We start from the raw sequence: 25,709 nt of genomic DNA on the forward strand, positions 1-25,709 counted from the left end.
TGGGGGTGGGGGTGGGGGTGGGGTTACAGGAGGGGGGCCAGGCCGAGGGTTAGGCCGGGGCGTTTGACCACCTCGCGGATGGCGAGGAGGACGCCGGGCATGAAGGAGGCGCGGTCGAAGGAGTCGTGGCGGATCGTGAGGGTCTCGCCGGTGGCGCCGAAGAGGATCTCCTGGTGGGCGACGAGGCCGGCGGCGCGGACGCTGTGGATGCGTACGCCCCCGACCTCGGTGCCGCGCGCGCCGGGCATCTCGTCCGTGGTCGCGTCGGGCATCGCGGGCTTGCCGGCGGCCTTGCGGGCCTGCTCGATGAGCCGGGCGGTGTGCAGGGCGGTGCCGCTGGGCGCGTCGACCTTCTTCGGGTGGTGCTGCTCGATGATCTCCACCGAGTCGAAGTAGCGGGCCGCCCGCTCGGCGAACTCCATCATCAGCACCGCGCCGATGCCGAAGTTGGGCGCGATCACCACACCCACCTCAGGCTTGGCCGCGAGCCAGCCCTTGACCTGCTCCAGGCGCGCGTCGGTGAAGCCACTGGTGCCGACGACCACGTTGATTCCCTGGTCGATGCACCACTGCAGGTTGTCCATGACCACGTCCGGCGTGGTGAAGTCCACCACGACCTGGGCGGCGGCGTCGGAGGCGTTGAACAGCCAGTCACCCTGGTCGACCATCGCCACGAGGTCGAGGTCCCCGGCCTGGTCGACGGCCCGGCACACCTCGATGCCCATGCGGCCGCGGGCCCCCAGCACACCGACCCGCAGCGGCTCTACTTCATCAGTCACGCGCCCAACCTAGCGGATCAGACCGCCCCAAGCGCGACGACCACGCGCTTTCGGGACGCCCCCACCCGACCGCCCCACCCACCGAATCGATCATGAAGTTAAGGCAGCGACACCCCGTCGAACACGTCCACAAGTTCATGATCAACCCGGGCACGGCGGGTGGGGGTCAGAGTTGGAAGGCGGTGTCGTCGAAGGGGCCTACTACGGCCAGGGACATGGGGGCGGTGAGGACCTTGGCGGCGATGTGGTTGACCTCGTCGAGGGTGACGGATTCGATGCGGCGGAGGAGTTCGTCGACGGACATGAGGTCGCCGTGCAGGAGTTCGCCCTTGCCGAGGCGGCTCATCCGGGAACCGGTGTCCTCCAGGCCCAGCACCAGGGAACCCTTGAGCATGCCCTTGCCGCGGCGCAGTTCCTCGGCGGTGATGCCGTGCGCGGCGGTGTCGGCCAGCTCCTGGCGGATCAGGGCGAGGACCTCGTCGGCCTTGGCGGGGGCGCAGCCGGCGTACACCGCGAAGCTGCCGGTCTCGGCGTACTGCGAGGTGTAGGAGTAGACCGAGTACGCCAGCCCGCGCTTCTCGCGGACCTGCTGGAACAGCCGGCTGGACATGCCGCCGCCGAGCACGTTGTTGAGCACGCCGAGGGCGAACCGGCGCTCGTCGTGGCGGTGCAGGGCCGGGCCGCCGAGCACCAGGTGGGCCTGCTCGGTGTCGTCCGGTCGCACCAGCGTGGCCGGCGGGCGGTGCTTGACCCGCGAGTGCGGCGAGCGGGTGGGCTCCGGCGAGGCCGGCAGGGCGTCGCCGAGCGGCGTGCCCGCGAACGCCTCGCGGACCTGCTTGACCACGGTCGCGTGGTCCAGGTTGCCCGCGGCGGCGATCACGATGACCGGCGGGGTGTACCGCCGCCGGTAGAAGCTGTTGATCTGCTTGCGGGTCATCGGCGTGATGGTCTCGACGGTGCCCGAGATCAGCCGGCCCAGCGGGTGGTCGCCGTAGAGGACCTCGGCATGCAGGTCGTGCACCTCGTCACCGGGCTCGTCGGCGTGCATGGCGATCTCTTCGAGGATCACCCCGCGCTCGGTCTCGACATCGGCCTCGGCCAGCACCGAGTCGGCGACCGCGTCGCACATGACGTCGATGGCCAGCGGCAGGTCCTCGTCGAGCACCCGCGCGTAGTAGCAGGTGTACTCCTTGGCGGTGTACGCGTTGGTCTCGCCGCCGACCGCCTCGATCTGCGCGGAGATGTCCAGCGCGGACCGCTTGCGGGTGCCCTTGAACAGCAGGTGCTCCAGGAAGTGCGAAGCGCCGCCGAGCTGCGGGGCCTCGTCGCGCGAGCCCACACCGACCCAGATGCCGAAGCTCACGCTGCGCATCGCGGGCACGGCCTCGGTGAGGATCCGCATCCCGTTGGGCAGCACGGTGCGCCGCACCGTCCCGCCGAGCGGGTCGCTGTCCAGGACCCGGGTCACCGCCCGCGCGCCGCTCCCGGAACCCGCGGCTGGTGCGGCGGAGGCGGCACGCCGTCGGCCGCCCGCCTGGCCGGAGGCGGGGCCGGGCTGCTCGGCGCGGCGGTCCGCGGGAGCCGGTCCGGTGGGCTGCGGCATGGACTCGCCGCCGGTGGTGGGTGCAGGAGACATGGGCGGCACGGTTCCTCAGCGCGGGTAATCGCGGGTAATGGGCACAGCCCGCGGGGAAGGATTCCTTCCCCGCGGGCTGTGTTCTAGCTGTTCTGGCTGGTCACCGACGAGTGTCAGTCGCGGCGCTGGGTGCGCCGGCGCTCGCCGCCCTCGCCACGGGGACGGTCGCCGCCCTCACGGCGCGGGCCGCGGTCGCCGCCGCGGTCGCCACCCCGGTCACCCTCGCGGGGGGCCGGCTTGTCGCTGACGATCGGGTTGCCGTCGGGGCCGATCTTGTCCAGGTAGACCTTGCCGCGCGCGTCGATGTCGGCGATGACGACCTCGACCTTGTCGCCGACGTTGAGGAAGTCCTCGACGCGGTCGACCCGCTTGCCGTCGCCCACCTTGGAGATGTGCAGCAGGCCGTCGCGGCCGGGCAGCAGCGAGACGAAGGCGCCGAACGCCGCCGTCTTCACCACGGTGCCCAGGAAGCGGTCGCCCACCTTCGGCATGGTCGGGTTCGCGATGGCGTTGATCCGGTCCACGGCGGCCTGGGCCGACGGGCCGTTGGTCGCGCCGACGTAGATCGTGCCGTCGTCCTCGATGGAGATCTCGGCGCCGGTCTCGTCCTGGATCGCGTTGATGGTCTGGCCCTTGGGCCCGATCACCATGCCGATCTTGTCGACGGGGATCTTGACCGAGGTCACCCGCGGGGCGTACTCGCTCATCTCACCCGGGGCGGCGATGGCCGCGGCCATCACACCCAGGATGGTCTGGCGCGCCTCGTGGGCCTGCTGCAGCGCGGCGGCCAGCACGTCCGACGGGATGCCGTCGAGCTTGGTGTCCAGCTGCAGGGCGGTCACGAAGTCCGGCGTGCCGGCGACCTTGAAGTCCATGTCGCCGAACGCGTCCTCGGCACCGAGGATGTCGGTCAGCGTCACGTACTGGGTCTTGCCGTCCACCTCGTCGGAGATGAGGCCCATGGCGATACCGGCGACGGGGGCCTTCAGCGGCACACCGGCGCTCAGCAGCGACATGGTCGACGCGCAGACCGAACCCATCGAGGTCGAGCCGTTGGACCCCAGCGCCTCCGACACCTGCCGGATGGCGTACGGGAACTCCTCGCGCGCCGGCAGCACCGGGATCAGGGCCCGCTCCGCCAGCGCGCCGTGGCCGATCTCGCGGCGCTTCGGCGAGCCGACCCGGCCGGTCTCACCGGTCGAGTACGGCGGGAAGTTGTAGTTGTGCATGTAGCGCTTGGTCTTCTCCGGTGAGAGAGTGTCCAGCGCCTGCTCCATGCGCAGCATGTTCAGCGTGGTGACGCCCAGGATCTGGGTCTCGCCCCGCTCGAACAGCGCCGAGCCGTGCACCCGCGGCAGCACCTGCACCTCGGCGGTGAGCTGGCGGATGTCCCGCAGCCCACGACCGTCCATGCGGACGCCGTCCCGCAGCACGCGGTTGCGCACCTCGGACTTGGTCACCGACCGGAACGCGGCCGAGACCTCCTTCTCACGCCCCTCGAACTGCGGCGCGACCTGGCCGACGACCTTCTCCTTGACCAGGTCGAGGGCCTCTTCGCGATCGGCCTTGCCGGCGATCTTGAGAGCCTCGGTGATCTCCGAGCCCGCCGCCGCCTTCACGGCCGCGTACACGTCGTCCTGGTAGTCCAGGAACACCGGGAACTCGGTCACCGGCTTCGCGGCGACCGCCGCCAGCTCGCTCTGCGCGCGGCACAGCTCGCGGATGGCGACCTTGGCGGCCTCCAGGCCACCGGCCACGATCTCCTCGGTCGGCGCCTGCGCGCCGCCCGCGACCAGCTTGATGGTGTTCGCGGTGGCCTCGGCCTCGACCATCATGACGGCGACGTCGCCGTCCTCGAGGGCACGGCCGGCCACCACCATGTCGAAGGTGGCGCGCTCCAGCTCGGCGTGGGTCGGGAACGCCACCCACTGGCCGTCGATGTGCGCCACGCGGGTGGCGCCGATCGGGCCGCTGAACGGCAGGCCGGACAGCTTGGTGGACATGCTGGCCGCGTTGATCGCGACCACGTCGTACGGGTGCTCCGGGTCGAGCGAGAGCACCGTCTCGACGACCTGGACCTCGTTGCGCAGGCCCTTCACGAACGACGGCCGCAGCGGCCGGTCGATCAGGCGGCAGGTGAGGATGGCGTCCTCGCTGGGACGTCCCTCACGGCGGAAGAACGAACCCGGGATGCGACCGGCGGCGTACATCCGCTCCTCGACGTCCACCGTGAGCGGGAAGAAGTCGAACTGGTCCTTGGGCTGCTTGCCCGCGGTGGTCGCGGAGAGGACCACCGTGTCGCCCAGCTGGGCGATGACGGAGCCGGCGGCCTGCTTGGCCAGCCGTCCGGTCGAGAAGATGACCTCACGGGTGCCGAACGACCCGTTGTCGATCACTGCTTTGCTGGTCTGTTCGCCGAGGTTGTGCTCGGTCATGAAGCTGTGTGCTCCTTCTGTCGCGGCACGAGCCGCCCGTTGCCGGGTAGGACAGTCGGTCTTCGATCGAAGCGCCCGGAGCTCGCTCCGGACACCACTACCGAGGACCGACCCAAACCGGCTGGCCTGGGTGTGTTGCTTGCGCCAGGCCCGGTGTTTCTTCCCGACGGCGGGTGCGTGCCAAAGTGTGGTCAAACATCGGGGGAGCGACTGGCGTCGCTCCCCCGTCAGAACTATCGGCGCAGGCCGAGGCGCTCGATGAGCGCACGGTAGCGGGCGATGTCCGACTTCTGCAGGTAGGCCAGCAGCCGCTTGCGGCGGCCGACCAGAAGCAGCAGACCACGACGGCTGTGGTGGTCGTGCTTGTGCAGCTTGAGGTGCTCGGTCAGATCCTGGATCCGCTTGGTGAGGACCGCCACCTGGACCTCCGGCGAGCCGGTGTCCCCTTCGACGGTGGCGTAGTCCGCCATGATCTGGGTCTTGACTTCAGCGTCGAGCGCCATGGTCTCCCTAACTGGTGAGTCTTTGCCACCCGATATCCCACGGCGTCGTGCAGGCATACCGGGCCGACACCGGTGACCCGGTGTCCCTTCCAGGCTACCAGCCGGTGAGATACCACCCCGCCGGGATACGCAAACTACGCGTTCCCCGCGCCGGGTGAGCTCGGCCCTACGGCTTCGGCACGCCCAGCACGGCTCGCGTGCGGGCCACGTCGTCCTCGATGGCCTCGACCAAGGACGCGATCCCGTCGAACTTGAGCGTCGGGCGCAGGTGGCTGACGAAGTCCAGGGCCAGCCGCTCGCCGTAGAGATCGCCGGAGAAGTCGAGCACGTACGCCTCGACTCGCCGGTCCTGTCCCGCGAACGTGGGGTTCGTCCCGATCGACACCGCCGCGGGCAGCCGCTCGTTGCCGCGGACCAGCCAGGCGGCGTACACCCCGTCGGCGGGCACCGCCGCGTACTTGGCCACCATCAGGTTGGCGGTCGGGAAACCGATCTCCCGGCCGCGCTGGTCGCCGCGCACCACGACGCCCTCCAGCCGGTGCGGGCGGCCCAGCACCGCCGCGGCTGCCGCCACGTCACCGGCGTCCACGCAGGCCCGCACGTACGTCGAGGAGTAGACGGTGCCGTCGCCGGTGACCAGCGGCGCGGACTCGACCGCGAAGCCGAACGTGCGGCCCAGCTTCGCCAGCAGCTCCACGTCGCCGGCGGCCTTGTGCCCGAACCGGAAGTTCTCCCCCACCACGACCAGCGCCGCGTGCAGGTGCTCGACCAGCACGTCGTGCACGAACCGGTCCGCGTCGAGCTTGGAGAAGTCGAGCGTGAACGGCTGCACGCACAGCACGTCGACGCCCAGGCCCGCCAGCAGCTCGGCCTTGCGCTGCGGGGAGGTCAGCATCGCCGGGTGCGAGCCGGGGCGCACCACCTCGGACGGGTGCGGGTCGAAGGTCAGCACGACCGCGGGCAGGCCCAGCTCGCGGGCGCGCTTCACGGCGTGGCCGATGGTCTGCTGGTGCCCGGTGTGCACCCCGTCGAAGACGCCGATGGTGACGACCGCGCGGCCCCAGCCACCCGGCGCCGCGTCGTACCCCCGCCACCGCTGCATCACTGCTCGCCTCCCACCAGGACGATCTCCGCCTTGGCCCGGCCGCCGCGCTCGGACATCACGGCCAGCGCGGCCCCGTCCGGGCCCACCACACCGTACGGCCCGGCCTGGCCGACCGCGGGCAGCGGCCCGCCGTGCGACACGATCTTCGCGGCGTCGGCGTCGACCGCGCGCACCGGCATGGCGCGGCCCAGGGCCTGCGCCAGCGGCAGCGCCACCGGGTCGGCGAGCTCCGCGAGCTGTTCCAGGGTGTACGCCTCGGCGAGGGTGAACCCGCCCACGGCGGTGCGCCGCAGCGCGGTGAGGTGACCGCCGACACCGAGCGCGGCGCCCAGGTCACGGGCGATGGCGCGGATGTAGGTGCCCGACGAGCAGGCCACTTCCACGGCGACGTCGACCACGTCGTCGGTCCGGGTGATCTCGGACACGTCGATCCGCGAGATCGTCACTCGGCGCGCGGGCAGCTCGACCTGCTCGCCCTGGCGCACCCGGTGGTACGAGCGCACCCCGTTCACCTTGATCGCGCTGACCGCGGACGGCACCTGGTCGACCTCGCCGGTCAGCGCGGCCAGCCCGGCCCGGATCTGCTCGTCGGTGACGTGCCCGGCGGGCGTGGTGGCGGTGACGTCGCCCTCGGCGTCGTCGGTGACCGTGACCTGGCCCAGCCGGATGACCCCGCGGTAGACCTTGGCCGTGCCCACGACGTACGTGAGCAGCCGGGTGGCCCGCCCGACGCCGAGCACCAGCACCCCGGTCGCCATCGGGTCCAGCGTGCCGCCGTGGCCCACCTTGCGGGTGCCCGCGATCCGGCGCACCCGCGCGACGACGTCGTGCGACGTCATGCCGCCGGCCTTGTCGACCACGATGAGCCCGTCGGTCACCGGGCGCTGTTCCCTCTTCACACTCACAACGCACCAGCCTAAGGCGAGGCCGGGACCGGTCCCGGGCTGGGCACGGCCCAGCCGCCGGTGCGCATCCGCAGCACCAGCGCCACGAAGCGCACCACCATGAACATGGTCAGCCCGGCCCACACCCCGGCCAGGCCGAGCTGGAGGTAGTACGCCAGCCAGGTCAGCGGCAGGAAGCCGGCCACCGCGGCGAGGATGGTCAGGTTGCGCAGGTAGGCCACGTCGCCCGCGCCGATCAGCACCCCGTCGAGCGCGAACACGATCCCGCCCAGTGGCAGCAGCACCAGGAACCACGGCCAGATCAGCGCGGTCTGTGCCCATACCGCGGGATCGTCGACGAACAGCGCGGGCAGCACCGCCACGCCCGCGCCGAGCACGACGGCGAACGCGACCCCGCACCAGCCGCCGAGCCAGGCGATGCGGCGCGCGGTGCGCTTGGCGGCCGGCGCGTCGCCCGCGCCCAGCTCCGCGCCGACCAGCGACTGCGCCGCGATCGCCACCGAGTCCAGCACCAGCGCGCTGAAGAACCACAGCTGCAGCGCGATCTGGTGCGCGGCCAGCGCCGCCGCGCCGAACCGGGCCGCCACCGCCGCCGCGGACAGGAAGCACGCCTGGAACGCCGCGCCGCGCACGAGCAGGTTGCTGTTGACCGACAGCTGGCGGCGCAGCACGTCCCAGCGCGGCGCGAGCGGCACCCGCGCCACGACCAGGGCCCGCAGGAACAGCCCGCCGGAGGCGGCCTGCGCGACCACGTTGGCCCAGGCCGAGCCGACCATGCCCCAGCCCAGCCCGTACACCAGCAGCGGGCACAGCACGGCGGAGGCGAGGTTCGCACCGAGCACGTAGCGCAGCGGGCGGCGGGTGTCCTGCACCCCGCGCATCCAGCCGTTGCCCGCCATCGCCAGCAGGATGAACGGAGTGCCGAGGCTGGCCACTTGCAGCCACGACTCGGCCTGCGCGGCGACCTCGGCCGCCTCCGGGCCGCCGCCCGACAGCGCCCGGGTCAGCGGCCCCGCGAACAGCTGCGCCGCGACCAGCAGCGCCAGTCCGGCGAGCACGGCCAGCCAGGACGCCTGCACCCCTTCCTGGACGGCGCCCGCGCGGTCGCCCGCGCCGAAGCGGCGCGCGGCCCGGCCCGTGGTGCCGTACGCCAGCACGTTGCCGAGCCAGACGGCCAGCCCGAGCACCGTGCCGGCCATGCCCAGCGCGGCCAGCGGCACCCGGCCCAGGTGGCCCACCACGGCGGTGTCGACCAGCACGTACAGCGGTTCGGCGGCCAGCACCACCAGGGCGGGCAGGGCGAGCGACGCGATCCGGCGGTATTCGGCCGTCGGCGTCGAGGTGGTGGTCACGGGCGCTCGCGCTGCGGCGACGCGGTCGCCGTGCCGGCGTCTTCGGCTGCGAGAAACCCCGCCCGGCGCCGGGCCAGCTCGGCGGGCGCGCCGATCGCGGTCCGGTCCTCGGGCACGTCCAGGTAGTGCCGCACCAGGTGCGCCAGGAACGCCGGGTCGGCGTCCACCACGCGCAGCCCGACCCGCAGCGTGCCCCGCTCCCGTCCGGGCCGGTCGACGGCCAGTGACAACGGGTCGTTCGCGCCCGCGGCCGCGTGCGCCCCGGTGAGGTGGGCCCACGGCACCGATCGTGTGCCGATCCGGCGCACCAGCAGCCCGCCGGGAGTGATCGTGATCCGCACCGGTCGCCAGGTCAGCAGCAACGCGAGCAGCATGAACGCGAGCGCGACGCCGAGTGAGAGCGTGCCCAGCGCGGCCGGCGAGCCCTGGCCCAGCATCACCGCGCTCGCGGCCAGCGAGACCGTCGTCATCAGGTGGTGGCGCGGCCCGGCGACCGTGGTGAAGCCGAGCGGCAGCCCGGACGGCACGAGCAGCGCCTGCGCGTGCTCGCGCCACAGCTTCCGGGCGACGACGAGATAAACGACCACCATCACGACGGCCGTGAATATCGACACCGCCGGGCGCCACATCGCGCCGCCGCCGATCGCCCCGGCGGAGATGGTGACCAGCAGGCAGGCGCCGCCGAGGCTCCACACCGCAGCACGCAGCCGGCGAGCCCGCATTGCCGTGTCGGCGAGGATTTCGTCGATGGCGGGGGCCGCGGGCACGGCTGTCGAGGACATCACGACAGCGTAGACGCCGCGATCACCCCGCCGTGTCCCCGTCGTTTGCCGGGGCGGACTACTGCCGGGTGTCCATGGAGGTCTGCAGGGCGCGGCGGGCCTGCTCGCGCTCGCGCTCTTCCTCGGTGGGCTGCGGCTGGGGCTTCTTCGACGTAGGCATGGGACGGTCCTTTCACAGAACAACAACGGGTCAACTTCGTCGCGCGGTCGCGTCAGGGACGCGCCGTGCTCTTCTGTAGTCCGCCGCCGCTCTCGGGATCGCCGAGCTGAATCGCCGGTGTGACTGCCGCGGAGCCGCAGGTCGTCGTGGACCGCGGGCGGCGCCGCTAGAGGCAAAACTATCGTTCAGGTCCACATCCTGCACAGTGGTTCCCACATCACGGAACGTCAGCCATGCGACAGCGCTGCTGGAGGTTGCCTTAACGCACGACCAGTCGGATATGTCTGATTGCTGATTCGTCACACCGTGGAACGCGGCGCGCGGCCCGGCGCTCGGCGCTCGGCGCTCGGCCTTGATCGTCCGACTTGCCCGGCACTCGTGCGTATCTTGGGCGCGCTTTCGAACACTTGCCTGGCAAGTCGGACGATCTTCGTGGACGGCGGGACGGCCTGGGCAGGGGCCTGGCCCGGTTAGTGGTCCTGGGTCGGGTCAGCGGCGCGCGGGTGGCGTCAGCGGGCGAGGAAGTGCCAGCCGAGCCAGAACCAGAAGCTCAGGATGGCCAGGCGGCCCACCGGGATGCCGCCGACGTCGTAGCGCATGACCAGCGCGGACACGTCGCCGAGGGTCGGGATGCGGGAACCCGGCCGGCGGGCGGCCCACTCGACGGCGAGCACCGCCAGCCCGGCGAGCAGGAACCCGGCGATGGCCAGCAGACGGGTCAGGCTCATCGGCGCACCAGCCCCCAGAATCCGGCCAGCCAGCCGAAGTACGCCATGCTGCGCACCAGGTAACCGTCGAGCAGCGGGTCGGCCAGCAGGGACAGGGTCGGGTAGTCATGGGTGGAGCCCATGCCGAAGGTGATCACCTCGACCACCACGAACACGGCCACCGGCACCAGCCACCAGGCGACGCCGGGCAGCAGGGTCACCGGCGCGGCCCGCCGCGGCAGCCGGGAGGACATGCCCGCGAGCAGGAGACCGCCGCCCAGGGCCAGCACGTACAGGTTCGCGGCCAGCGAGAACGACGGGAGCAGCCCGCCGATCAGCGCGAACGGGACGAACACCGGCAGCATGACCTGCGCGCGCGCCCAGGGCGACACCGGTTCGACGGTGAGCTCAGGACGCTGTTCCATGACCTGATTGTGCTCCGTTGACCGGTCTTCCGGGAGATCTTTCCTGCCGGAAGACCGGGACGCGCATGATCGACGCGTGGTACCAGAACCGGCGGTCAGGCCGTAGATCACGCCACGAATTAGCGATCTTCATCGTCACGCGGGGCGGGCCGGGGCGGTCAGGCCTGGGACGCCAGCTGGTCGCGTACCGCTGAGATGATCTGCTCGGCGGTGCCGCGGCCGGTGAAACCGGCTGCCAGCCGGTGCCCGCCGCCGCCCAGGGCGACCGCGACCCGGCTCACGTCCGCGCCGCCCTTGCTGCGCATGGAGACCGCCCACTCGGTGGGCGCCACCTGCTTGAGCAGCAGCGCGACGTCGGCCTCGGAGACGCAGCGCACCGAGTCGATCAGCGCCTCCAGCACGTACGGCGGCTGGTGGTGCTTGGCCAGGTCGTCGAGCGTGGCCACGGCGTACACCAGGCCGCGCCCGCCCGCCGACTCCGGCTCCAGCTGCGCCCGGCCCATCACCTCGCCGAACATGCGGACCGCGCCGAACGGGCGGCTGTCGAAGATGCGGCGCGCGATCGCCCCGACGTCGATGCCGGTAGCCACCAGCCGGGCCGCCAGCTCGTGCACCTCGGGCGTGGTCAGGTCGAACTTGAACGAGCCGGTGTCGGTGACCAGGGCGATGTACAGGCACTCGGCCATGTCGCGGTCCAGCGGCACGTCCAGGCGGCGCAGCAGCTCCGCGGCGACCACCGACGTGGCCGCGGCGCACGGGTCGACCAGCGACACCTTGCCGAAGCCGGTGTTGGAGGCGTGGTGGTCCAGCACCAGGCTGACCGTCGCCGTCTCCAGGCGGTCCGCCAGCGCGCCCAGCCGCGACTCGCTGGCCGCGTCGAAGGTCACCAGCAGGTCCGGCGCCGGGTCGGCCTCGGCCTCGGGGATCAGCAGGTCCATCGCGGGCATGTGCAGCGGCTCCGGCACGGTGAGCGGACCGGGGAAGGTGCACTGCAGCGAGGTCACCCCGAGCCGGCGCAGCCCCTGGGCGAAGCCGAGCATGCTGCCCAGCGCGTCACCGTCGGGGTTGACGTGGCACACCAGCAGCACCCGGGCGCCCGGCCGCAGCCCGGACCGCACCGCGTCGACCGCGGCGGCCCAGTCCTGCTCGGTCGGGCGGCCCAGGGTGCCCGCCTCCAGCGTCGTGGGCTTCACCGCTGGACTGCCGCGCGCAGCGCAGGCTCGTCCTCGTCATCGTCGTCGGACGCGCCCTCGTCGTCGTCCTCGTCGACCTTGTAGGGCTGCGCCTCGCCGGCGTACGCCGCACCCGCGGCCAGCTGCTGCACGACCTCGTCGCGCTGCTTGGCCTCGGCGAGCAGGTCGTCGATGTGCTTGACGTGCTCCTGCACATCGTCGGAGACGAACGCCAGCGACGGCGAGTGGCGCAGGCCCAGGGCCCGGCCCACCACGCCGCGCAGCATGCCCTTGGCGCTCTCCAGCGCCGCGGCGGTGCCCGCCTGCTCCTCGGCGTCGCCGAGCACGGTGTAGAAGACGGTCGCCTCGCGCAGGTCGGCGGTGATCCGCGCGTCGGTGATCGTGATCATCCCCAGCCGCGGGTCCTTGATCTGGGTACGAACCACCGATGCGACGAGCTCACGCACTCGCTCCGCATGCTTGCGAACCTTGGCTGGATCAGCCATCACGTCACCTCCGCGACCGACGACCACGACGCGCCCGCGCCGACTCATGCCGGCCGCGGTGACGAGCCAGGGTCGAAACCAACACCATGACACTACCCGCCGGGCCCGACTGTCACTCGCGGGAGCTGAGCGCTTCCGCCCTCCCAGCTCAGCCCTGTGACCACGGACACCCCGGCGCCTGGGGCGACCGCTCGGGCGCGCCCCGGCCCGCATTCGATAGACGTCGGCCTATCCGGATGACTCTTCGGCGATCGAGCTCATCCGGATAGGCCAACGTCCATGAAAAACGGGTCAAACCATAAAAAGCAGGTCAGTCGTCGTCGCCGTACCAGCGGCGCTTGACGGACAGAACCTCGACCTCGGGACGGCCGACCACCAGGCGCTCGCAGTGGTCCAGCACCTCGTTGACGTGGGCCGCGTCGGCCGCGACGACGGCCACCCCGATCTCGGCGCGCCCGTGCAGCTCCATGGCGCCCACCTCGGCGACCGCCACCTCGTACTTCTTCAGCGCCGCGATGATCGGACGGATGTACGACCGCTTCTCCTTCAGCGACCGCGAGTCACCGGGCAGGAGCAGGTCGAAAACGGATGTTCCGGTATGCACGAGCGATGACAGTACGCCAGGTCACACCTTGCGGGCCACCAGAATGTCCCGGGTGATGGCCTGGTCGACGCGGTGCTCGAAGCCCTCGTAGTCGACGGCCTCCAGCCCGTGCTCCTCGAGCAGGTCCAGCGCGTCCTCGCGCGGAGCGACGTGGGTGTTCCACGACATGCCCAGCGCGCCACCCGGACGCAGCAGCGACGACCAGCCCGGCAGCGCCTCCTCCAGCAGCTCCTGCGGGCCGCGGGCGAGGCCCTTGGCGCTGCGGCTGCCGTGGACCACGCCGTACGGCAGGTCGGCCACGATCACGTCGACCGAGTTGCCCTTGAGCAGCGCCCGGGACGCGATGGTGTCCGCCTCGAACACGGACAGGTGCTGCGGGTGCTCCCGCACGTCGCCGATGCGCGCGTCGAAGCGCCGGCCGAGGCGCTTGCCCTCGCGGCGCAGCGGCGTCATCTCGGTGGTGTGCTTGATCCGCTTGTTCTTGAGCCAGGTCTTGAGGAACGCGCTGTACGCCTCGACGTCCTTGCCGTCGAGCTCGATGCCGACCGCGTCCCAGCCGTACATCAGCGCCTGGTTGAGCGTGGTGCCCCGGCCGGCGACCGGGTCGAGCACGGTGAAGCGCTTGGTGAGCAGCTGCTCGGCCCAGGAGGTGGCCAGCACGGTGACGTTGAGCAGCAGCTTGGTGAAGTGCTCGTTGGTCTTGCCGGCGTACTTCTGGATGGTGATCAGGTCGTCGTCGTAGCGGTCCAGCGACGGCTCGCCGAGCGGCCGCAGCAGGCCGCCCTCGACCATCTCGAACAGGGCGTACGCCGACGACAGGTTGGCCAGCACCCGCAGCTCGTCCGTGCCGAGCGTGCCGTCCTCGACCTCGAACGACAGGTACGGCCGCCCGGCGAACTCCACGATCTCGGCCGGCTCGATCCGCCCGCCCAGCGCCCGCTCGGAGAACACGGCCAGCTCGGCCGCCATCAACTCCGGGGCCGACTGCGTGTAGACCCGGTTCGCCGACGGCGCCACCAGAAGCCCGTACCTAGCCACCTGTGCCACTCCTTCCGCCGCCTTCTCAACGACGATCCAGCAAGACTTGTTGTCCGCAACTGTTGCCGCATGACCTGCGGACACGGAGCGGGGCGGGACTCCGGTGCACTTTCGCACCGGGGCCCCGCCCCGCGTCACGGGATCACACCCGCGGCTTCTCGCGCATCTCGAAGGTCTCGATGATGTCGCCCACCTGCAGGTTGTTGTAGCCACCCAGGGTCAGACCACACTCGAAGCCCTCGCGGACCTCGGTCGCGTCGTCCTTGAACCGCTTGAGCGAGCTGATCGAGGCGCTCTCCGCCACGACCGCACCGTCGCGGACGACCCGTGCCTTGGCGTTGCGCCGCAGCAGACCCGACCGGACGATACAGCCGGCGATGAGACCCACCTTGGACGAACGGAAGACCTCGCGGACCTCCGCCGAACCCAGGGCGACCTCTTCGTACTCCGGCTTGAGCATGCCCTTGAGGGCCGCCTCGATCTCCTCGATGGCCTGGTAGATGACCGTGTAGTACCGGATCTCCACGCCGTTGCGGTCGGCCAGGTCGCGTGCCTGGTCCATCGGCCGCACGTTGAAGCCGATGATGATCGCGGTCGAGTTCGACGAGGCCGACGCCAGGTTGACGTCGTTCTCCGTGATCGCACCGACGCCGCGGTGGATGATCCGAAGCTGGATCTCCTCCGGGATCGGCAGCGCGACCAGCGCGTCCTCCAGTGCCTCCACGGAACCGGACACGTCGCCCTTGATGATGAGGTCGAGCGAGGTGCGCTCGCCCTCCTTGATCTTCTCGAGCAGCGTCTCCAGCGTGGCCCGGCCGCGCAGGTTCGCCTGCTCGGCAGCCCGCTTACGGGCCTGCCGCTGCTCGGCGATCTGGCGAACGGTCCGGTCGTCGTCGGCGGCCAGGAAGGTGTCACCCGCACCCGGCACCGCGGTCAGACCGAGCACCATCACCGGACGGGCGGGGCCCGCCTCGGCCAGCGGGGTGCCGTTCTCGTCGAGCATCGCCCGGACGCGACCGTAGGCGTTGCCCGCCACGATCGAGTCGCCGACGCGCAGCGTGCCCTTCTGGACCAGGACCGTCGCCACCGGGCCGCGGCCCTTGTCGAGCCGGGCCTCGATGGCCAGACCCTGGGCGTGCCCGTCGATCGGGGCCAGCATCTCCAGCGACGCGTCCGCGGTGAGCAGGACCGCCTCCAGGAGGCCGTCGATGTTGAGACGGCTCTTGGCGGAGATGTCGACGAACATGGTCTCGCCGCCGTACTCCTCGGCGACCAGGCCGTACTCGGTCAGCTGCTGACGCACCTTGCCCGGGTTGGCCTCCGGCTTGTCGACCTTGTTCACCGCGACCACGATCGGCACGTCGGCCGCCTTGGCGTGGTTGAGCGCCTCGATCGTCTGCGGCATGACGCCGTCATCGGCCGCCACGACCAGCACGACGATGTCGGTGGCCTGGGCACCACGGGCACGCATGGCGGTGAACGCCTCGTGACCCGGGGTGTCGATGAAGGTGATGGCCCGCTCTTCGCCCTCGTGCTCGACGTGCACCTGGTACGCGCCGATGTGCTGGGTGATGCCGCCGGCCTCGCCCTCGACCACGTTCGCCGACCGGATCGCGTCCAGCAGCTTGGTCTTACCGTGGTCGACGTGACCCATGACGGTCACCACCGGCGGCCGGCTGACCAGACGCTCCTCGTCGACGTCGGCGTCGAGGTCGATGTTGAAGCGGGCCAGCAGCTCGCGGTCCTCGTCCTCGGGGCTGACGATCTGCACCTCGAAGCCGAGGTGCTCGCCGAGCAGCTGCAGCGTCTCGTCCGTGCAGGACTGCGTCGCCGTCACCATCTCGCCCAGGTTGAACATCTCCTGGACGAGCGAGCCCGGGTTGGCGTTGATGCGATCGGCGAAGTCCGACAGCGACGCGCCGCGCGGCAGCCGGATCTCCTGACCCTGACCACGCGGTGCGCCCGAGCTCATCGTGGGCGCGGAGAGGTTGTCGAACTCTTGACGCCGCTGCTTCTTGGACTTGCGGCCGCGCGACTTGCCGCCGCCACGACCGAACGCACCGGCAGCGCCGCCACCACGGCCACGACCACCGGCACCGCCACCCGGACGGCCTGCGCCACCCGCCGGCGGGCCACCGGTGCCACCACCGGGACCACCGCGGTAACCGCCGCCGCCACCGGGCGCACCGCCACCGGGACGGAAGCCCGTGCCGGCGCCGCCGCCGCCACCGGGACCGCCACGGAAGCCGCCACCGCCGCCGCCACCAGGGCCGCCGCGGAAGCCGCCGCCGCCACCGGGACCACCGGGACGGCCTGCGCCGCCACCCGGGCCACCGGGACGACCCGCGCCGCCACCCGGACGGGCGGGACGCTGGCTGGGCATCGACGCCGGGTTCGGCCGCGGCGGCATGGAAGCCGGGCTGGGCCGAGGCGGCATGGAAGCCGGGTTGGGACGAGGCATGCCCGCGGGGGACGGACGCGAAGGAGCGCCGCCCTGCGAGATGCCGAACGGGTTGTTGCCACCGCTGCGCGGCGGGCGAGCACCACCAGGTGCGGCCGGACGGCCCTCACGGGCGCCGCCCTCGGGACGCGGGCCACTCGGACGGCCGTCGCGGCCGCCCTCGGGACGCGGACCGGCGGGACGTCCGTCACGGCGATCGCCACCGGGCGCGCCGGGACGGCCGCTCGGAGCGGCCGGCGGACGGGCCGCGGTGGAACCGGGCCGGGGCGGCATGAAGCTGGGCTTCGGGCCGTCACCGCGGGGCTGGTCCTCACGCTGCTTGGCAGCCTGCTGAGCCGCCCGGACGGAGGCCTCCTGCTCGGCCTTCAGCGCCGAGGCGCGGGCCTCGGCTGCGGCGACCTCGATGTCATGGGCGCTGGCCGGCTTCGTCACCGGGGTGGGCGGAACCATGGAGGTCGGTGCCTTCGGCTTCATGGGCGCCGAGGGCTTCTTGGGGGGTGCCGGCCGTGCCGTCACCCGGGGTTCGTTCGCGGTCGCCGCCGTGGTCGTCGCCGCCGCCGCGGGCGCCGACGGCGCACTCGGGGCGCTGGGCGCTCCCGAGCCGGCCGCGAAGGCGTCCTTCAGCCGACGGGCGACGGGAGCTTCCACGGTGCTCGACGCGGACTTGACGAACTCGCCCATCTCCTTGAGTTTGGCGAGAACGTTCTTGCTCTCGACGCCGAGCTCCTTAGCAAGCTCGTGTACGCGGGCCTTGCCTGCCACTGCACTCCTCACTCCGAGGTCGCACGGGCAGTGACCCGCTGCGACCTCACTTGTGCACTTGAAGCCTGATCATTTTTGCGACTTCATCGTGTGCCCATGCCGGTAGTCCTACCTTGCTTGATCCTCAGACGGGGCTGATGAGGCCGCCGTCTACGGTGGGTCCGCCACCCCGTGACTGGTCTGGCGGTGATCCTTCGGATCGGTTCGTGACCCTCGGGCCGTCACGGTCCGTGGATCGCCCCGGCCAGCTCGCCGGTGTCGATGACCCCGGTGATCCGCAGCGCGCGCCCGAAGGCACGACGCCGCAGCGCCAGCTCGAGACAGGCCGCTGTCGGATGCACGTGGGCACCCCGGCCGGTCAATCTGCGTCGCGGGTCGGGTCGGAGACTGAACTGGTCAGCTCCCGACGCCACCGCCACGACGCGGAGCAGTTCGGTAGCGGACGCCCGCTGCCTGCATCCGACGCAGGTGCGCACCGGAGGCGGCACAAGCGTGACTGATGAGGCCGCCACAAGCGGTGCGGGCCGCGAGCGTCGTACCACCTGTTGAGTCTACCCCTATGCGGAGACGGGAGTGCCGCCCGGCTCCGTCTCGTGATCAGCCGCGGAACGCGGTCCGCGCGGCTGCGCGGTCCCGGAGTCGGCCGCGTCGGAGCGGATGTCGATGCGCCAACCGGTCAGACGGGCAGCCAACCTGGCATTCTGCCCTTCCCGCCCGATCGCCAGGGAGAGCTGGTAGTCAGGCACCGTGACGCGCGCCGCACGCGTTGCGAGATCCACCACTTCGACCTTCAGGGCCTTGGCCGGGGAGAGCGCGTTGCCCACGAACTCCGCCGGGTCGTCCGACCAGTCGATGATATCGATCTTCTCGCCGTGCAGTTCGCTCATGACGGCGCGCACCCGCTGACCCATCGGGCCGATGCAGGCACCCTTCGGGTTGACCCCCTGCACGGTGGACCGTACCGCGATCTTGGTGCGGTGGCCGGCCTCGCGCGCGATCGCGGCGATCTCGACGGTGCCGTCGGCGATCTCCGGGACCTCCAGCGCGAACAGCTTCTTCACCAGCGCCGGGTGCGAGCGGGACAGGGTCACCTGCGGCCCGCGGAAGCTCTTGGCGACGTGCACCACCACGCAGCGGATGCGCTGACCGTGCGGGTACGTCTCGCCGGGGACCTGCTCCGACTGCGGCAGCACGGCCTCGACCTTGCCCAGGTCGACCGAGACGATGCCCTTCTCGGTACGGCTCTCGTGCGCCTGGATCACGCCGGTGACCAGGTCGCCGTCGCGGTTGACGTACTCGCCGAAGTGCACCTCGTCGGTCGCCTCGCGCAGGCGCTGCAGGATGACCTGCTTGGCCGTCATCGCCGCGATCCGGCCGAAGTCGTGCGGGGTGTCGTCCCACTCCCGCAGCAGCTCACCCTCGCCGCCGTACTCCTGCGCGTACACCACGGCCGCGCCGGACTGGCGGTTGATCTCCACCCGCGCGTGCGACTGCGCGCCCTCGGTGTGCCGGTACGCGGTGAGCAGCGCAGACTCGATTGCCTGCAGGATGGTCTCCTCGGAGATCTCCTTGTCGCGTGCCAGCGCCCGGAGCGCCGCAAGATCGATGTTCACCGCTCTTCCCCTTCATCGTCCAGCTCGTCGTCGTCGAGCTCCTCGTCGTCGGACGAGTCGTCGTCGAACTCCGCGAGCTCCTCATCGGAGATCTCATTCATGCGCTTGAACTCGACCTGGACGTGTCCGGGGCCCAGCGCGTCATAGCCGAGCGCGTGCTCCTTGCCGTCCACGTCGAGGGTGATCCCGTCGGCGTCGGCGGCGAGCACGCGGCCGGTCAGCGTCTTGTCCCCCGCCTTGACCTTCACCAGCCGGCCCGCGTTGCGGGCCCAGTGGCGCGGCAGGGTCAGCGGCCGGTCGACCCCGGGCGAGGAGACCTCCAACTGGTACTCGCCCATGATCAGATCTGTGCCGGACTCCTCGGCCTCGTCCAGCGCCCGCGACACGGCGCGGGAGACCTCGGCGATGGCGTCGAGCCCGACCCCGCCGTCGCCATCGATGATCACCCGGACCAGGTGCCGGCGGCCGACCTGCTTGACCGACAGCTCCTCCAGGTCGTAGCCGGTGCCGGCCACCACGGGGTCGATCACGGCCTGCAACCGGGCGCGGCGCGCCGCCAGTTCGGCCGGAGAGGTCCTGGCCGGAGCCGGTGCCGCCGCCCGGGCGGGCGTCCGGCCCGCCTGACGTCCTGTGGCACGGCCACGCTGAGCCATCTGGGGCACCCCTCTCGGTGATTCATCGACTGCGCAGAGCGTAACCCGCGAGCACGCGGCAGCTACCAGCGGCGCGCTGCGGTGGCGGCGCGCGGCGTTCGACACGTGATCAAGGAGTGGCAGCCGCGGCCGTCTTAAGGGAGACTGGCGCGGTGCGTACGCGGGGAAATGATCATAGCTGGTCGGGAGGCTCCCGACCGAATCGACGGCAACTGCTGCGGGCCGGTGCGATGACGGCGACGGCCGCCGCGACCGTGACCGCGCTGGCCGGTTGCGACCTGCTCGACCCCACCCCGGACGCACCGCCCCCGCCGGACGCGCTGATGGGCCTGCTGGCCGGCACCCACGCGCTGGTCGCGGCGTACGACGCCGCGCTGGCCGCCGACACCACGCTCACCACGCTGCTGACCCCGCTGCGCGAGACGCACCGCGCGCACGCCGCCGCCCTGGACGCGATCATGAGCCCGCGGCCCTCGCCGAGCGCCTTCACCGCCGCCACCGCCGCCCCGGTCACCGGCGACCGCAAGGCGATCCTCAAGACCCTGCGCACCGCCGAGGTGTCCGCCGCCAAGCAGGCGGTGGAGGCCTGCGTGACCACCACCGCGGTCCGCGCCGTGCTCGTGGGCGAGATCGCCGCCGCCCGCGCCACCCACGTGGAGGTGCTGGCATGAGCGGCCCGAACACGTCAAGGTCATCAGACTTGCCGGGCAGGTGTGCGTATCTTGAGCTCGGTTCTGCCCATGTGCCTGGCAACTCGGGCGATCTTGGGAGCGGGCGCCGCGAGGAGAAGGCATGAGCGAGAAGCTGGTGGAGCGGCTGCAGGCCGCGCTGAGTGCGGAGCACAGTGCGATCTTCGCGTACGCCCGGTTCGGAGTGCTGCTGGACAAGACCGGGCAGAAGGAGGCGCGGGTCGGCGAGGAGACGCACCGGACCCGGCGTGACGCGCTGCTGGTGCAGCTCGCCGAGCTGAAGGCGACCGCGCCCGTCGCGCAGGCGGGCTACGCGCTGCCGTTCCCGGTGGCCAAACCGGCCGACGCGCTGAAGCTCGCGGCCTACGTCGAGGACGGCGTGGCGGCGACCTGGCGGGCCGCGCTGGCCGACGCCGAGGGCGAGGTGCGCCGCCAGATCCTGCTGGCCTACACCGACGCCGCGGTACGCGGCACGCGGTGGCGCAGACTCGCCGCCGTCACCCCCGCCACCGTGTCGTATCCGGGCCGCAAGACCCAGTAGCAGGCGTTGCCCACCGGTTCACGACACAGGCCTTGCTAACCGCATACCGGGTATGCATACTCAGTAGCCATGTCCATCCGGCATGGTTTGCTCGCCCTGCTCGAACGCGGTCCCCGCTACGGCTACCAGCTGCGGGCCGAGTTCGAGGACTCGACCGGCTCCACCTGGCCGCTCAACATCGGCCAGGTCTACACCACCCTCAACCGCCTCGAACGTGACGGCCTCGTACGTGCGCTGCCGGAGAACGACGGGGGGCAGCGCCCCTACGAGATAACCGGGGAGGGGCGCGCCGAGCTCGCGCTCTGGTTCGCCACCCCGATCGCCCGCGCCGACCGGCCCCGCGACGAGCTGGCCATCAAGCTCGCGCTCGCCATCACCACGCCGGGCATCGACGTGCAGGCGGTGGTGCAGTCCCAGCGCAGCGCGACGATGCGCGCGCTGCAGGAGTACACCCGGCTCAAGCGCACCGACGCCGAACTGCCCTGGCGGCTCGTGCTCGAGGCGATGATCTTCCAGTCCGAGGCCGAGCTGCGCTGGCTCGACCACTGCGAGACGGCCCTGGTGCGGTACGAGAAACCTGTCGCCGCCCCGCTGCCGTCGCACGACGACACCCCCCGGGAGGCCAGGCGATGACCGCCGTCCTGCAACTGCGCGACGTGCACCGCACCCACGGCACCGGCGAGGCGGCCGTGCACGCCCTGGCCGGAGTCACCCTCGACGTGCTCGCCGGAGAGCTGGTGGCCGTGATGGGCCCGTCCGGCTCCGGCAAGTCGACGCTGCTCAACCTCGCCGGCGGGCTCGACGCGCCGGACGCGGGCGAGGTGCTCGTCGAAGGGGTCGCCCTGTCCACGCTGCGCCGCCGCGAGCTGGCCGGGCTGCGCCGGCGCAGCGTCGGATACGTGTTCCAGGCCCTCAACCTGCTCCCCAGCCTCACCGCCATCGAGAACGTGGCGCTGCCGCTGGAGCTGGAGGGCATCGCCGCCCGCAAGGCCCGGCCGCTCGCCGAGGCGGCGCTGGCCGAGGTGGAGCTCGACGGGTACGCCGACCGCTTCCCCGACGAGATGTCCGGTGGCCAGCAGCAGCGCGTGGCCATCGCCCGCGCCCTGGTCGGGCAGCGCCGCCTGGTGCTGGCCGACGAGCCCACCGGCGCGCTGGACTCGGTGACCGGCGAGGCGGTGCTGCGCCTGCTGCGCGCCCGGGTCGACGCCGGAGCGGCCGCGGTGCTGGTCACCCACGAGGCCCGGCACGCCGCCTGGGCCGACCGGGTCGTCTTCCTGCGCGACGGCCGGATCGTCGACGCGTCCGGCCCGCTCACCCAGCCCGAGCAGCTGCTGGAGCCCGCGTCATGAGGTGGCTGCGGGCCTGGGCTCCCGCGCTGCGCATGGCACGCCGCGAGGCGCTGCGTTCCCGTGGCCGCTCCGCCCTGGTCATCGCGATGATCGGATTGCCGGTCGCGATGATGTCCTTCGTCGCGGCCGCCTACGACATGCACCAGCTCACCCCCGTCGAGGAGCTGACCCGCCAGATCGGGCAGTACGACGCGCAGGTCGAGTGGGTCGCCGACGGCCCGGTCACCCAGCCCCCGTTGGGTGATGGCTACTCCACCACCGGCAGGATGCGCGAGTCGCCGCCGACCGCGGCCGAGCTGCTGGCGGTGCTGCCCGCCGGGTCGACGGTCAGCCAGGTCGCCGAGGGCGGTGTCGACGTGTTCACCCCGAACGGCATCGGCGGCGTCAGCGCCCGCGGGGTCGACCTGGCCGATCCGCGCCTGAGCGGGTTCGTGGAGCTGCTGTCCGGCGTCGCGCCCGCTCGCGCCGACGAGGTCGCGCTCAACGAAGGGCTGGCCGACCGGCTGGGGGTGGGCGTCGGCGGGAAGATCCGCACGGCGAACCCCGAGTACACGTACACCGTCACCGCCGTCGTCGAGCTCCCGAGCTCGCTGTACGAGACCGTCGTCTTCCGGCCGGGCGTCCTCCCGCCGCCGGTCGACTGGCTGGTCGACACCCCGTCCCCGGTGCTGTGGACCGACGTGCAGCAGCTCAACCAGCACGGCCTCGTCGTCCGGAGCCGCGCGGTGGCCCTCGACCCGCCGGCCGTCCCCGTGGACGACTACGTGAACGACTACGTGGATCGTCACCAGGTCGAGGAGGTCGCCCTCGGTGCGATCATGATCGTTCTGATCATGCTGGAGGTCGTGCTGTTGGCCGGTCCGGCCTTCGCCGTCGGGGCGCGGCGGCGCAGCCGCGACCTGGCGCTGGTCGCCGCCGCCGGCGGAACCCCCGCCCACCTGCGGCGCATCGTGCTGGCCGATGGCGTGGTGCTGGGACTCGGCGCGGCGATCGCCGCCGTCGCGCTCGGCGTCACCGTGGCCGTGCTCACCCTGCCGCTGTTCGAGCAGTACCTGGTCCACGCCCGGGCCGGGGGCCTGCGGATCTTCCCCGCCGCCCAGCTCGGCGTCGTGCTGCTCGCGGTCGGCGCGGGCCTGGCGGCCGCGATGGTGCCCGCGTTCACCGCCGCGCGGCAGAGCGTGGTCACCGTGCTCGCGGGCCGCCGGGGCGTCACCCGATCCCGCAAACGCTGGATCACCCTCGGCACAGTGCTCGCGGCGGGCGGCGCAGTGATCGCCGTCACCGGCGCCGGGGTCGGCGGGACCACCGCCATCATGGCCGGCCTGGTCCTCGGCGAACTCGGCCTGGTGCTGCTCACCCCGTCTCTGGTCGGGCTCATCGCCCGCGCCGGACGGTGGCTGCCGCTCGCGCCGCGGATCGCGCTGCGCGACACCGCCCGCAACCGCGGCTCGGCCGCGCCCGCGATCTCGGCCGTGATGGCCGCGGTCGCCGGAGCGGTCGCCATCGGGGCGTTCCTCGGCAGCGACGAGCAGCAGCGGTTCGACAGCTACGAACCGAGGATGCCGGTCGGCAACGTGCTGGTGCGGCAGAACGCTCCGGACACCGCTCCGGCACCGGACGTGGTCCGGGTGCAGGAGGCGGTGCGCCAGGTGATGCCCGGCGCGCGGGCGCACGTGCTGCAGTCTCCCGTCTGCGTGGACCCGGCCGAGGGGCATGGCTGCTCGCTGCGCCTCGACATGCCGCCCGCCGCGCGCTGTCTGGTCTCGTCCGGCCACGACGTCACCACCGAGCAGCGGGATCTGGCCGCGCTCGAGGACGCACGCTGCGCGTGGGAGCGGGGCATCGGCTCGATCCAGTTCGCGGTCGTCGACGACGCGGCGGCCCTGGAGGCGATCAGCAGCGCGCCCGCGGCCGACCTGGCCCAGGCCCGGCAGACGCTGGCGGCGGGCGGCCTGGTGGTCGCCGATCCCCGCTACATCAGCGGCGGCATGGTGTCGGTCATCGTGACCGAGTGGCAGGAGCCGACCGCGAAGCAGGCGCAGCGGGATCCCGCCGATCGGCCGGCGGTGACGGTGCCTGCCACGGCACTGCCGGCCGGCACGCAGACCGCAGCGTTCGCCGTGGCCACACCCGCCCTGATCCAGCGACTCGGACTGGGCGTACGCCGCGACATGGTGATCGCCACCGTCGGGCACGTGGCCTCCGCCGAGGAGACCGAGCGGCTCAACGGAGCCGTGCACGCCGTGGCCGCGAACCTCGGCGTGGAGGTCGAGCAGGGTGCCCAGTACCGCGAGGACCCGATCGTCTGGATCCTCGGCGTGGTGGCGGCGCTCGTCGCGCTGGGCGCCGCGGGCATCGCCACCGGGCTGGCCGCCGCGGACGGCCGGGCCGACCTGGCCACCCTCGGCGCCGTCGGGGCCAGCCCGCGGGTACGCCGGCTGCTGTCGCTGAGCCAGTCCGGGGTGATCTCCGGGTTGGGCGCCGTGCTCGGGGTGCTCGCCGGCCTGGGCACCACGGCCGTGCTGATCGCCGCGCTCAACGCGGGCGGCGACCACATCCGGTTCGGCGAAGCCCCGATGCGCCTGTTCCTGCCCTGGGAGTCGATCGCCATCGTGCTGGCCGTCCCCCTGGTCGCCATGGCCGGCGCAGGCCTGCTCACCCGCTCCCGCCTCCCCATCGAACGCCGCCTGTAGGAAAGGAAGGGCACCTTCACATCGCTATACGTAGCGGAAGGTGCCCTTCCTAACGCCACTCCGCCGTGACCTGCGCTCATGCGGTGCGACCCACCTCGAAACGCCTACGACCGACGTTGGGACGTCCGCGGCCGGTCGGGCCGAAGGTCCAGTTTCGGGGAAACCGCGCCTTCGGCCTCGGCCGTTGCTGCACTTTCCCCGAAACTGCGCGACGAGGCGCCGGCCCGCCCGGGTGGTGGAGAGGTGGGGGTGGGCCGGGTCGGGGTTGTGGTCTTTCGCAGGTCGGGTGGTTGCGGCACACTGTGCCGATGCTGCCCCGCCTCGCCCGTTACCTGGGCCATCGTCGTTGGTTCGCCCGCATGGGCAAGTTCCTCGTCCCGGCCGACCGCGCGGTCGCCAAGCTGACCAAGGGACGGGTCGTGGCGCTGGGCCTGCTGCCCACGCTCATCCTCACCACCACCGGCCGCAAGTCCGGCCAGCCACGGACCCAACCGCTGCTGTACGTGCGCGACGGCGAGAACTTCGTGGTGACCGGCTCGAACTGGGGCCAGCAGGGCCACCCGGCGTGGTCGGTGAACCTGCTCGCCACGCCGGACGCGGTGGTCACCCTCGACGGACGCGAGCTCCCGGTGCGCGGCGTGCTCGCCGACGGGGCCGAGCGCGAGCGCCTGTGGCAGCTGCTGCTGACGGTGTGGCCCGCCTACCAGACCTACCAGGAGCGCGCCTCGAACCGCGTGATCCGGATCTTCAGCCTCGTCCCCCGCTGACCCGCTGCTGCCCAGGTCAGAGCCTCGGAGCGTTAACAAGGGCACCTTCCGCTACGTATAGCGATGTGAAGG

Annotated in this window: 24 protein-coding genes; 6 read left to right on the forward strand and 18 right to left on the reverse strand. The window is 72.0% G+C overall.

Annotated features, from left to right (window positions below):
- Positions 1–23: 23 nt before the first annotated feature.
- The 18 genes from dapB to rimP all read right to left on the reverse strand — a co-directional run bounded on the left by dapB (position 24) and on the right by rimP (position 19,598).
- Positions 24–779 (reverse strand): 4-hydroxy-tetrahydrodipicolinate reductase, encoded by a 756-nt coding sequence (gene dapB, locus HAV39_RS40135; RefSeq protein WP_120318571.1) that lies wholly within the window; start codon positions 777–779, stop codon positions 24–26.
- Between the two features lie 166 nt (positions 780–945).
- Positions 946–2,382 (reverse strand): M16 family metallopeptidase, encoded by a 1,437-nt coding sequence (locus HAV39_RS40140; protein WP_191844357.1) that lies wholly within the window; start codon positions 2,380–2,382, stop codon positions 946–948.
- Positions 2,383–2,528: 146 nt separating this feature from the next.
- The gene (locus HAV39_RS40145) at positions 2,529–4,850 is read right to left on the reverse strand and encodes a polyribonucleotide nucleotidyltransferase (protein WP_120318569.1); all 2,322 of its coding nucleotides are present in this window, start codon (positions 4,848–4,850) and stop codon (positions 2,529–2,531) included.
- A gap of 233 nt (positions 4,851–5,083) precedes the next feature.
- Positions 5,084–5,353, reverse strand: coding sequence for a 30S ribosomal protein S15 (gene rpsO / locus HAV39_RS40150; protein ID WP_191844328.1), 270 nt, complete (start codon positions 5,351–5,353; stop codon positions 5,084–5,086).
- Between the two features lie 166 nt (positions 5,354–5,519).
- Positions 5,520–6,455, reverse strand: a complete 936-nt coding sequence (locus HAV39_RS40155; protein ID WP_191844329.1) for a bifunctional riboflavin kinase/FAD synthetase — start codon at positions 6,453–6,455, stop codon at positions 5,520–5,522.
- Positions 6,455–7,297 (reverse strand): tRNA pseudouridine(55) synthase TruB, encoded by an 843-nt coding sequence (truB, locus tag HAV39_RS40160; protein ID WP_239120745.1) that lies wholly within the window; start codon positions 7,295–7,297, stop codon positions 6,455–6,457. Before truB ends, HAV39_RS40155 begins: the two co-directional genes overlap by 1 nt.
- A 77-nt stretch (positions 7,298–7,374) precedes the next feature.
- Positions 7,375–8,715: an MATE family efflux transporter gene (locus HAV39_RS40165; protein ID WP_191844330.1), complete on the reverse strand. Its 1,341-nt coding sequence runs from the start codon at positions 8,713–8,715 to the stop codon at positions 7,375–7,377.
- Entirely contained in the window at positions 8,712–9,497 is a 786-nt protein-coding gene (locus HAV39_RS40170; protein ID WP_191844331.1) for a hypothetical protein, read from the reverse strand. The genes HAV39_RS40165 and HAV39_RS40170 overlap by 4 nt, the downstream gene beginning before the upstream one ends.
- A gap of 669 nt (positions 9,498–10,166) precedes the next feature.
- Complete coding sequence (locus HAV39_RS40175; RefSeq protein WP_191844332.1) at positions 10,167–10,385, reverse strand: DUF6186 family protein; 219 nt, start codon at positions 10,383–10,385, stop codon at positions 10,167–10,169.
- Positions 10,382–10,789 (reverse strand): hypothetical protein, encoded by a 408-nt coding sequence (locus tag HAV39_RS40180; RefSeq protein WP_191844333.1) that lies wholly within the window; start codon positions 10,787–10,789, stop codon positions 10,382–10,384. Before HAV39_RS40180 ends, HAV39_RS40175 begins: the two co-directional genes overlap by 4 nt.
- A gap of 158 nt (positions 10,790–10,947) precedes the next feature.
- On the reverse strand, positions 10,948–11,982 hold the full coding sequence (locus HAV39_RS40185; protein WP_239120739.1) for a DHH family phosphoesterase: 1,035 nt from the start codon (positions 11,980–11,982) through the stop codon (positions 10,948–10,950).
- Positions 11,979–12,467, reverse strand: a complete 489-nt coding sequence (rbfA, locus tag HAV39_RS40190) for a 30S ribosome-binding factor RbfA (protein ID WP_120321735.1) — start codon at positions 12,465–12,467, stop codon at positions 11,979–11,981. The genes HAV39_RS40185 and rbfA overlap by 4 nt, the downstream gene beginning before the upstream one ends.
- A gap of 310 nt (positions 12,468–12,777) precedes the next feature.
- Complete coding sequence (locus HAV39_RS40195) at positions 12,778–13,071, reverse strand: DUF503 domain-containing protein (protein WP_191844334.1); 294 nt, start codon at positions 13,069–13,071, stop codon at positions 12,778–12,780.
- A gap of 21 nt (positions 13,072–13,092) precedes the next feature.
- Positions 13,093–14,109 (reverse strand): TRM11 family SAM-dependent methyltransferase, encoded by a 1,017-nt coding sequence (locus HAV39_RS40200; RefSeq protein ID WP_191844335.1) that lies wholly within the window; start codon positions 14,107–14,109, stop codon positions 13,093–13,095.
- A 142-nt stretch (positions 14,110–14,251) separates the two neighbouring features.
- Positions 14,252–17,332, reverse strand: coding sequence for a translation initiation factor IF-2 (infB, locus tag HAV39_RS40205; protein ID WP_191844336.1), 3,081 nt, complete (start codon positions 17,330–17,332; stop codon positions 14,252–14,254).
- Between the two features lie 221 nt (positions 17,333–17,553).
- Positions 17,554–17,820, reverse strand: a complete 267-nt coding sequence (locus HAV39_RS40210) for a YlxR family protein (protein WP_203736382.1) — start codon at positions 17,818–17,820, stop codon at positions 17,554–17,556.
- Positions 17,821–17,889: 69 nt separating this feature from the next.
- The gene (nusA, locus tag HAV39_RS40215; RefSeq protein ID WP_191844337.1) at positions 17,890–18,945 is read right to left on the reverse strand and encodes a transcription termination factor NusA; all 1,056 of its coding nucleotides are present in this window, start codon (positions 18,943–18,945) and stop codon (positions 17,890–17,892) included.
- Positions 18,942–19,598 (reverse strand): ribosome maturation factor RimP, encoded by a 657-nt coding sequence (gene rimP, locus HAV39_RS40220; protein ID WP_120318556.1) that lies wholly within the window; start codon positions 19,596–19,598, stop codon positions 18,942–18,944. The genes nusA and rimP overlap by 4 nt, the downstream gene beginning before the upstream one ends.
- Positions 19,599–19,828: 230 nt before the next feature.
- Here rimP and HAV39_RS40225 point away from each other — a divergent pair, with 230 nt between their 5' ends.
- The 6 genes from HAV39_RS40225 to HAV39_RS40250 all read left to right on the forward strand — a co-directional run bounded on the left by HAV39_RS40225 (position 19,829) and on the right by HAV39_RS40250 (position 25,637).
- A complete protein-coding gene (locus HAV39_RS40225) occupies positions 19,829–20,269 on the forward strand; it encodes a hypothetical protein (protein WP_191844338.1) in 441 nt (146 codons plus the stop codon).
- 121 nt (positions 20,270–20,390) lie between these two features.
- Positions 20,391–20,828 carry a ferritin-like domain-containing protein gene (locus HAV39_RS40230; protein ID WP_191844339.1) on the forward strand — a complete coding sequence of 146 codons (438 nt, stop codon included), beginning with the start codon at positions 20,391–20,393 and terminating at the stop codon, positions 20,826–20,828.
- 69 nt (positions 20,829–20,897) lie between these two features.
- Entirely contained in the window at positions 20,898–21,461 is a 564-nt protein-coding gene (locus HAV39_RS40235) for a PadR family transcriptional regulator (RefSeq protein ID WP_120318553.1), read from the forward strand.
- Positions 21,458–22,177 carry an ABC transporter ATP-binding protein gene (locus HAV39_RS40240; RefSeq protein ID WP_191844340.1) on the forward strand — a complete coding sequence of 240 codons (720 nt, stop codon included), beginning with the start codon at positions 21,458–21,460 and terminating at the stop codon, positions 22,175–22,177. The genes HAV39_RS40235 and HAV39_RS40240 overlap by 4 nt, the downstream gene beginning before the upstream one ends.
- Entirely contained in the window at positions 22,174–24,870 is a 2,697-nt protein-coding gene (locus tag HAV39_RS40245) for an FtsX-like permease family protein (RefSeq protein ID WP_191844341.1), read from the forward strand. The genes HAV39_RS40240 and HAV39_RS40245 overlap by 4 nt, the downstream gene beginning before the upstream one ends.
- A gap of 302 nt (positions 24,871–25,172) precedes the next feature.
- On the forward strand, positions 25,173–25,637 hold the full coding sequence (locus tag HAV39_RS40250) for a nitroreductase/quinone reductase family protein (RefSeq protein WP_191844359.1): 465 nt from the start codon (positions 25,173–25,175) through the stop codon (positions 25,635–25,637).
- The last annotated feature ends 72 nt before the right edge of the window (positions 25,638–25,709 follow it).

Origin of the sequence: Catellatospora chokoriensis (assembly GCF_011297315.1) — a bacterium.
GTDB classification, from domain to species: domain Bacteria; phylum Actinomycetota; class Actinomycetes; order Mycobacteriales; family Micromonosporaceae; genus Catellatospora; species Catellatospora citrea.

Excerpts from the sequence above, each read along its gene's own strand:
- HAV39_RS40140 (WP_191844357.1), bottom strand. The coding sequence starts at position 2,382 with ATGCCGCAGCCCACCGGACCGGCTCCCGCGGACCGCCGCGCCGAGCAG.
- HAV39_RS40145 (WP_120318569.1), bottom strand. The coding sequence starts at position 4,850 with ATGACCGAGCACAACCTCGGCGAACAGACCAGCAAAGCAGTGATCGAC.
- rpsO (WP_191844328.1), bottom strand. The coding sequence starts at position 5,353 with ATGGCGCTCGACGCTGAAGTCAAGACCCAGATCATGGCGGACTACGCC.
- HAV39_RS40155 (WP_191844329.1), bottom strand. The coding sequence starts at position 6,455 with ATGCAGCGGTGGCGGGGGTACGACGCGGCGCCGGGTGGCTGGGGCCGC.
- truB (WP_239120745.1), bottom strand. The coding sequence starts at position 7,297 with ATGACGTCGCACGACGTCGTCGCGCGGGTGCGCCGGATCGCGGGCACC.
- HAV39_RS40170 (WP_191844331.1), bottom strand. The coding sequence starts at position 9,497 with ATGTCCTCGACAGCCGTGCCCGCGGCCCCCGCCATCGACGAAATCCTC.
- HAV39_RS40175 (WP_191844332.1), bottom strand. The coding sequence starts at position 10,385 with ATGAGCCTGACCCGTCTGCTGGCCATCGCCGGGTTCCTGCTCGCCGGG.
- HAV39_RS40180 (WP_191844333.1), bottom strand. The coding sequence starts at position 10,789 with ATGGAACAGCGTCCTGAGCTCACCGTCGAACCGGTGTCGCCCTGGGCG.
- rbfA (WP_120321735.1), bottom strand. The coding sequence starts at position 12,467 with ATGGCTGATCCAGCCAAGGTTCGCAAGCATGCGGAGCGAGTGCGTGAG.
- rimP (WP_120318556.1), bottom strand. The coding sequence starts at position 19,598 with ATGGCTCAGCGTGGCCGTGCCACAGGACGTCAGGCGGGCCGGACGCCC.
- HAV39_RS40225 (WP_191844338.1), top strand. The coding sequence starts at position 19,829 with ATGACGGCGACGGCCGCCGCGACCGTGACCGCGCTGGCCGGTTGCGAC.
- HAV39_RS40230 (WP_191844339.1), top strand. The coding sequence starts at position 20,391 with ATGAGCGAGAAGCTGGTGGAGCGGCTGCAGGCCGCGCTGAGTGCGGAG.
- HAV39_RS40235 (WP_120318553.1), top strand. The coding sequence starts at position 20,898 with ATGTCCATCCGGCATGGTTTGCTCGCCCTGCTCGAACGCGGTCCCCGC.
- HAV39_RS40240 (WP_191844340.1), top strand. The coding sequence starts at position 21,458 with ATGACCGCCGTCCTGCAACTGCGCGACGTGCACCGCACCCACGGCACC.
- HAV39_RS40245 (WP_191844341.1), top strand. The coding sequence starts at position 22,174 with ATGAGGTGGCTGCGGGCCTGGGCTCCCGCGCTGCGCATGGCACGCCGC.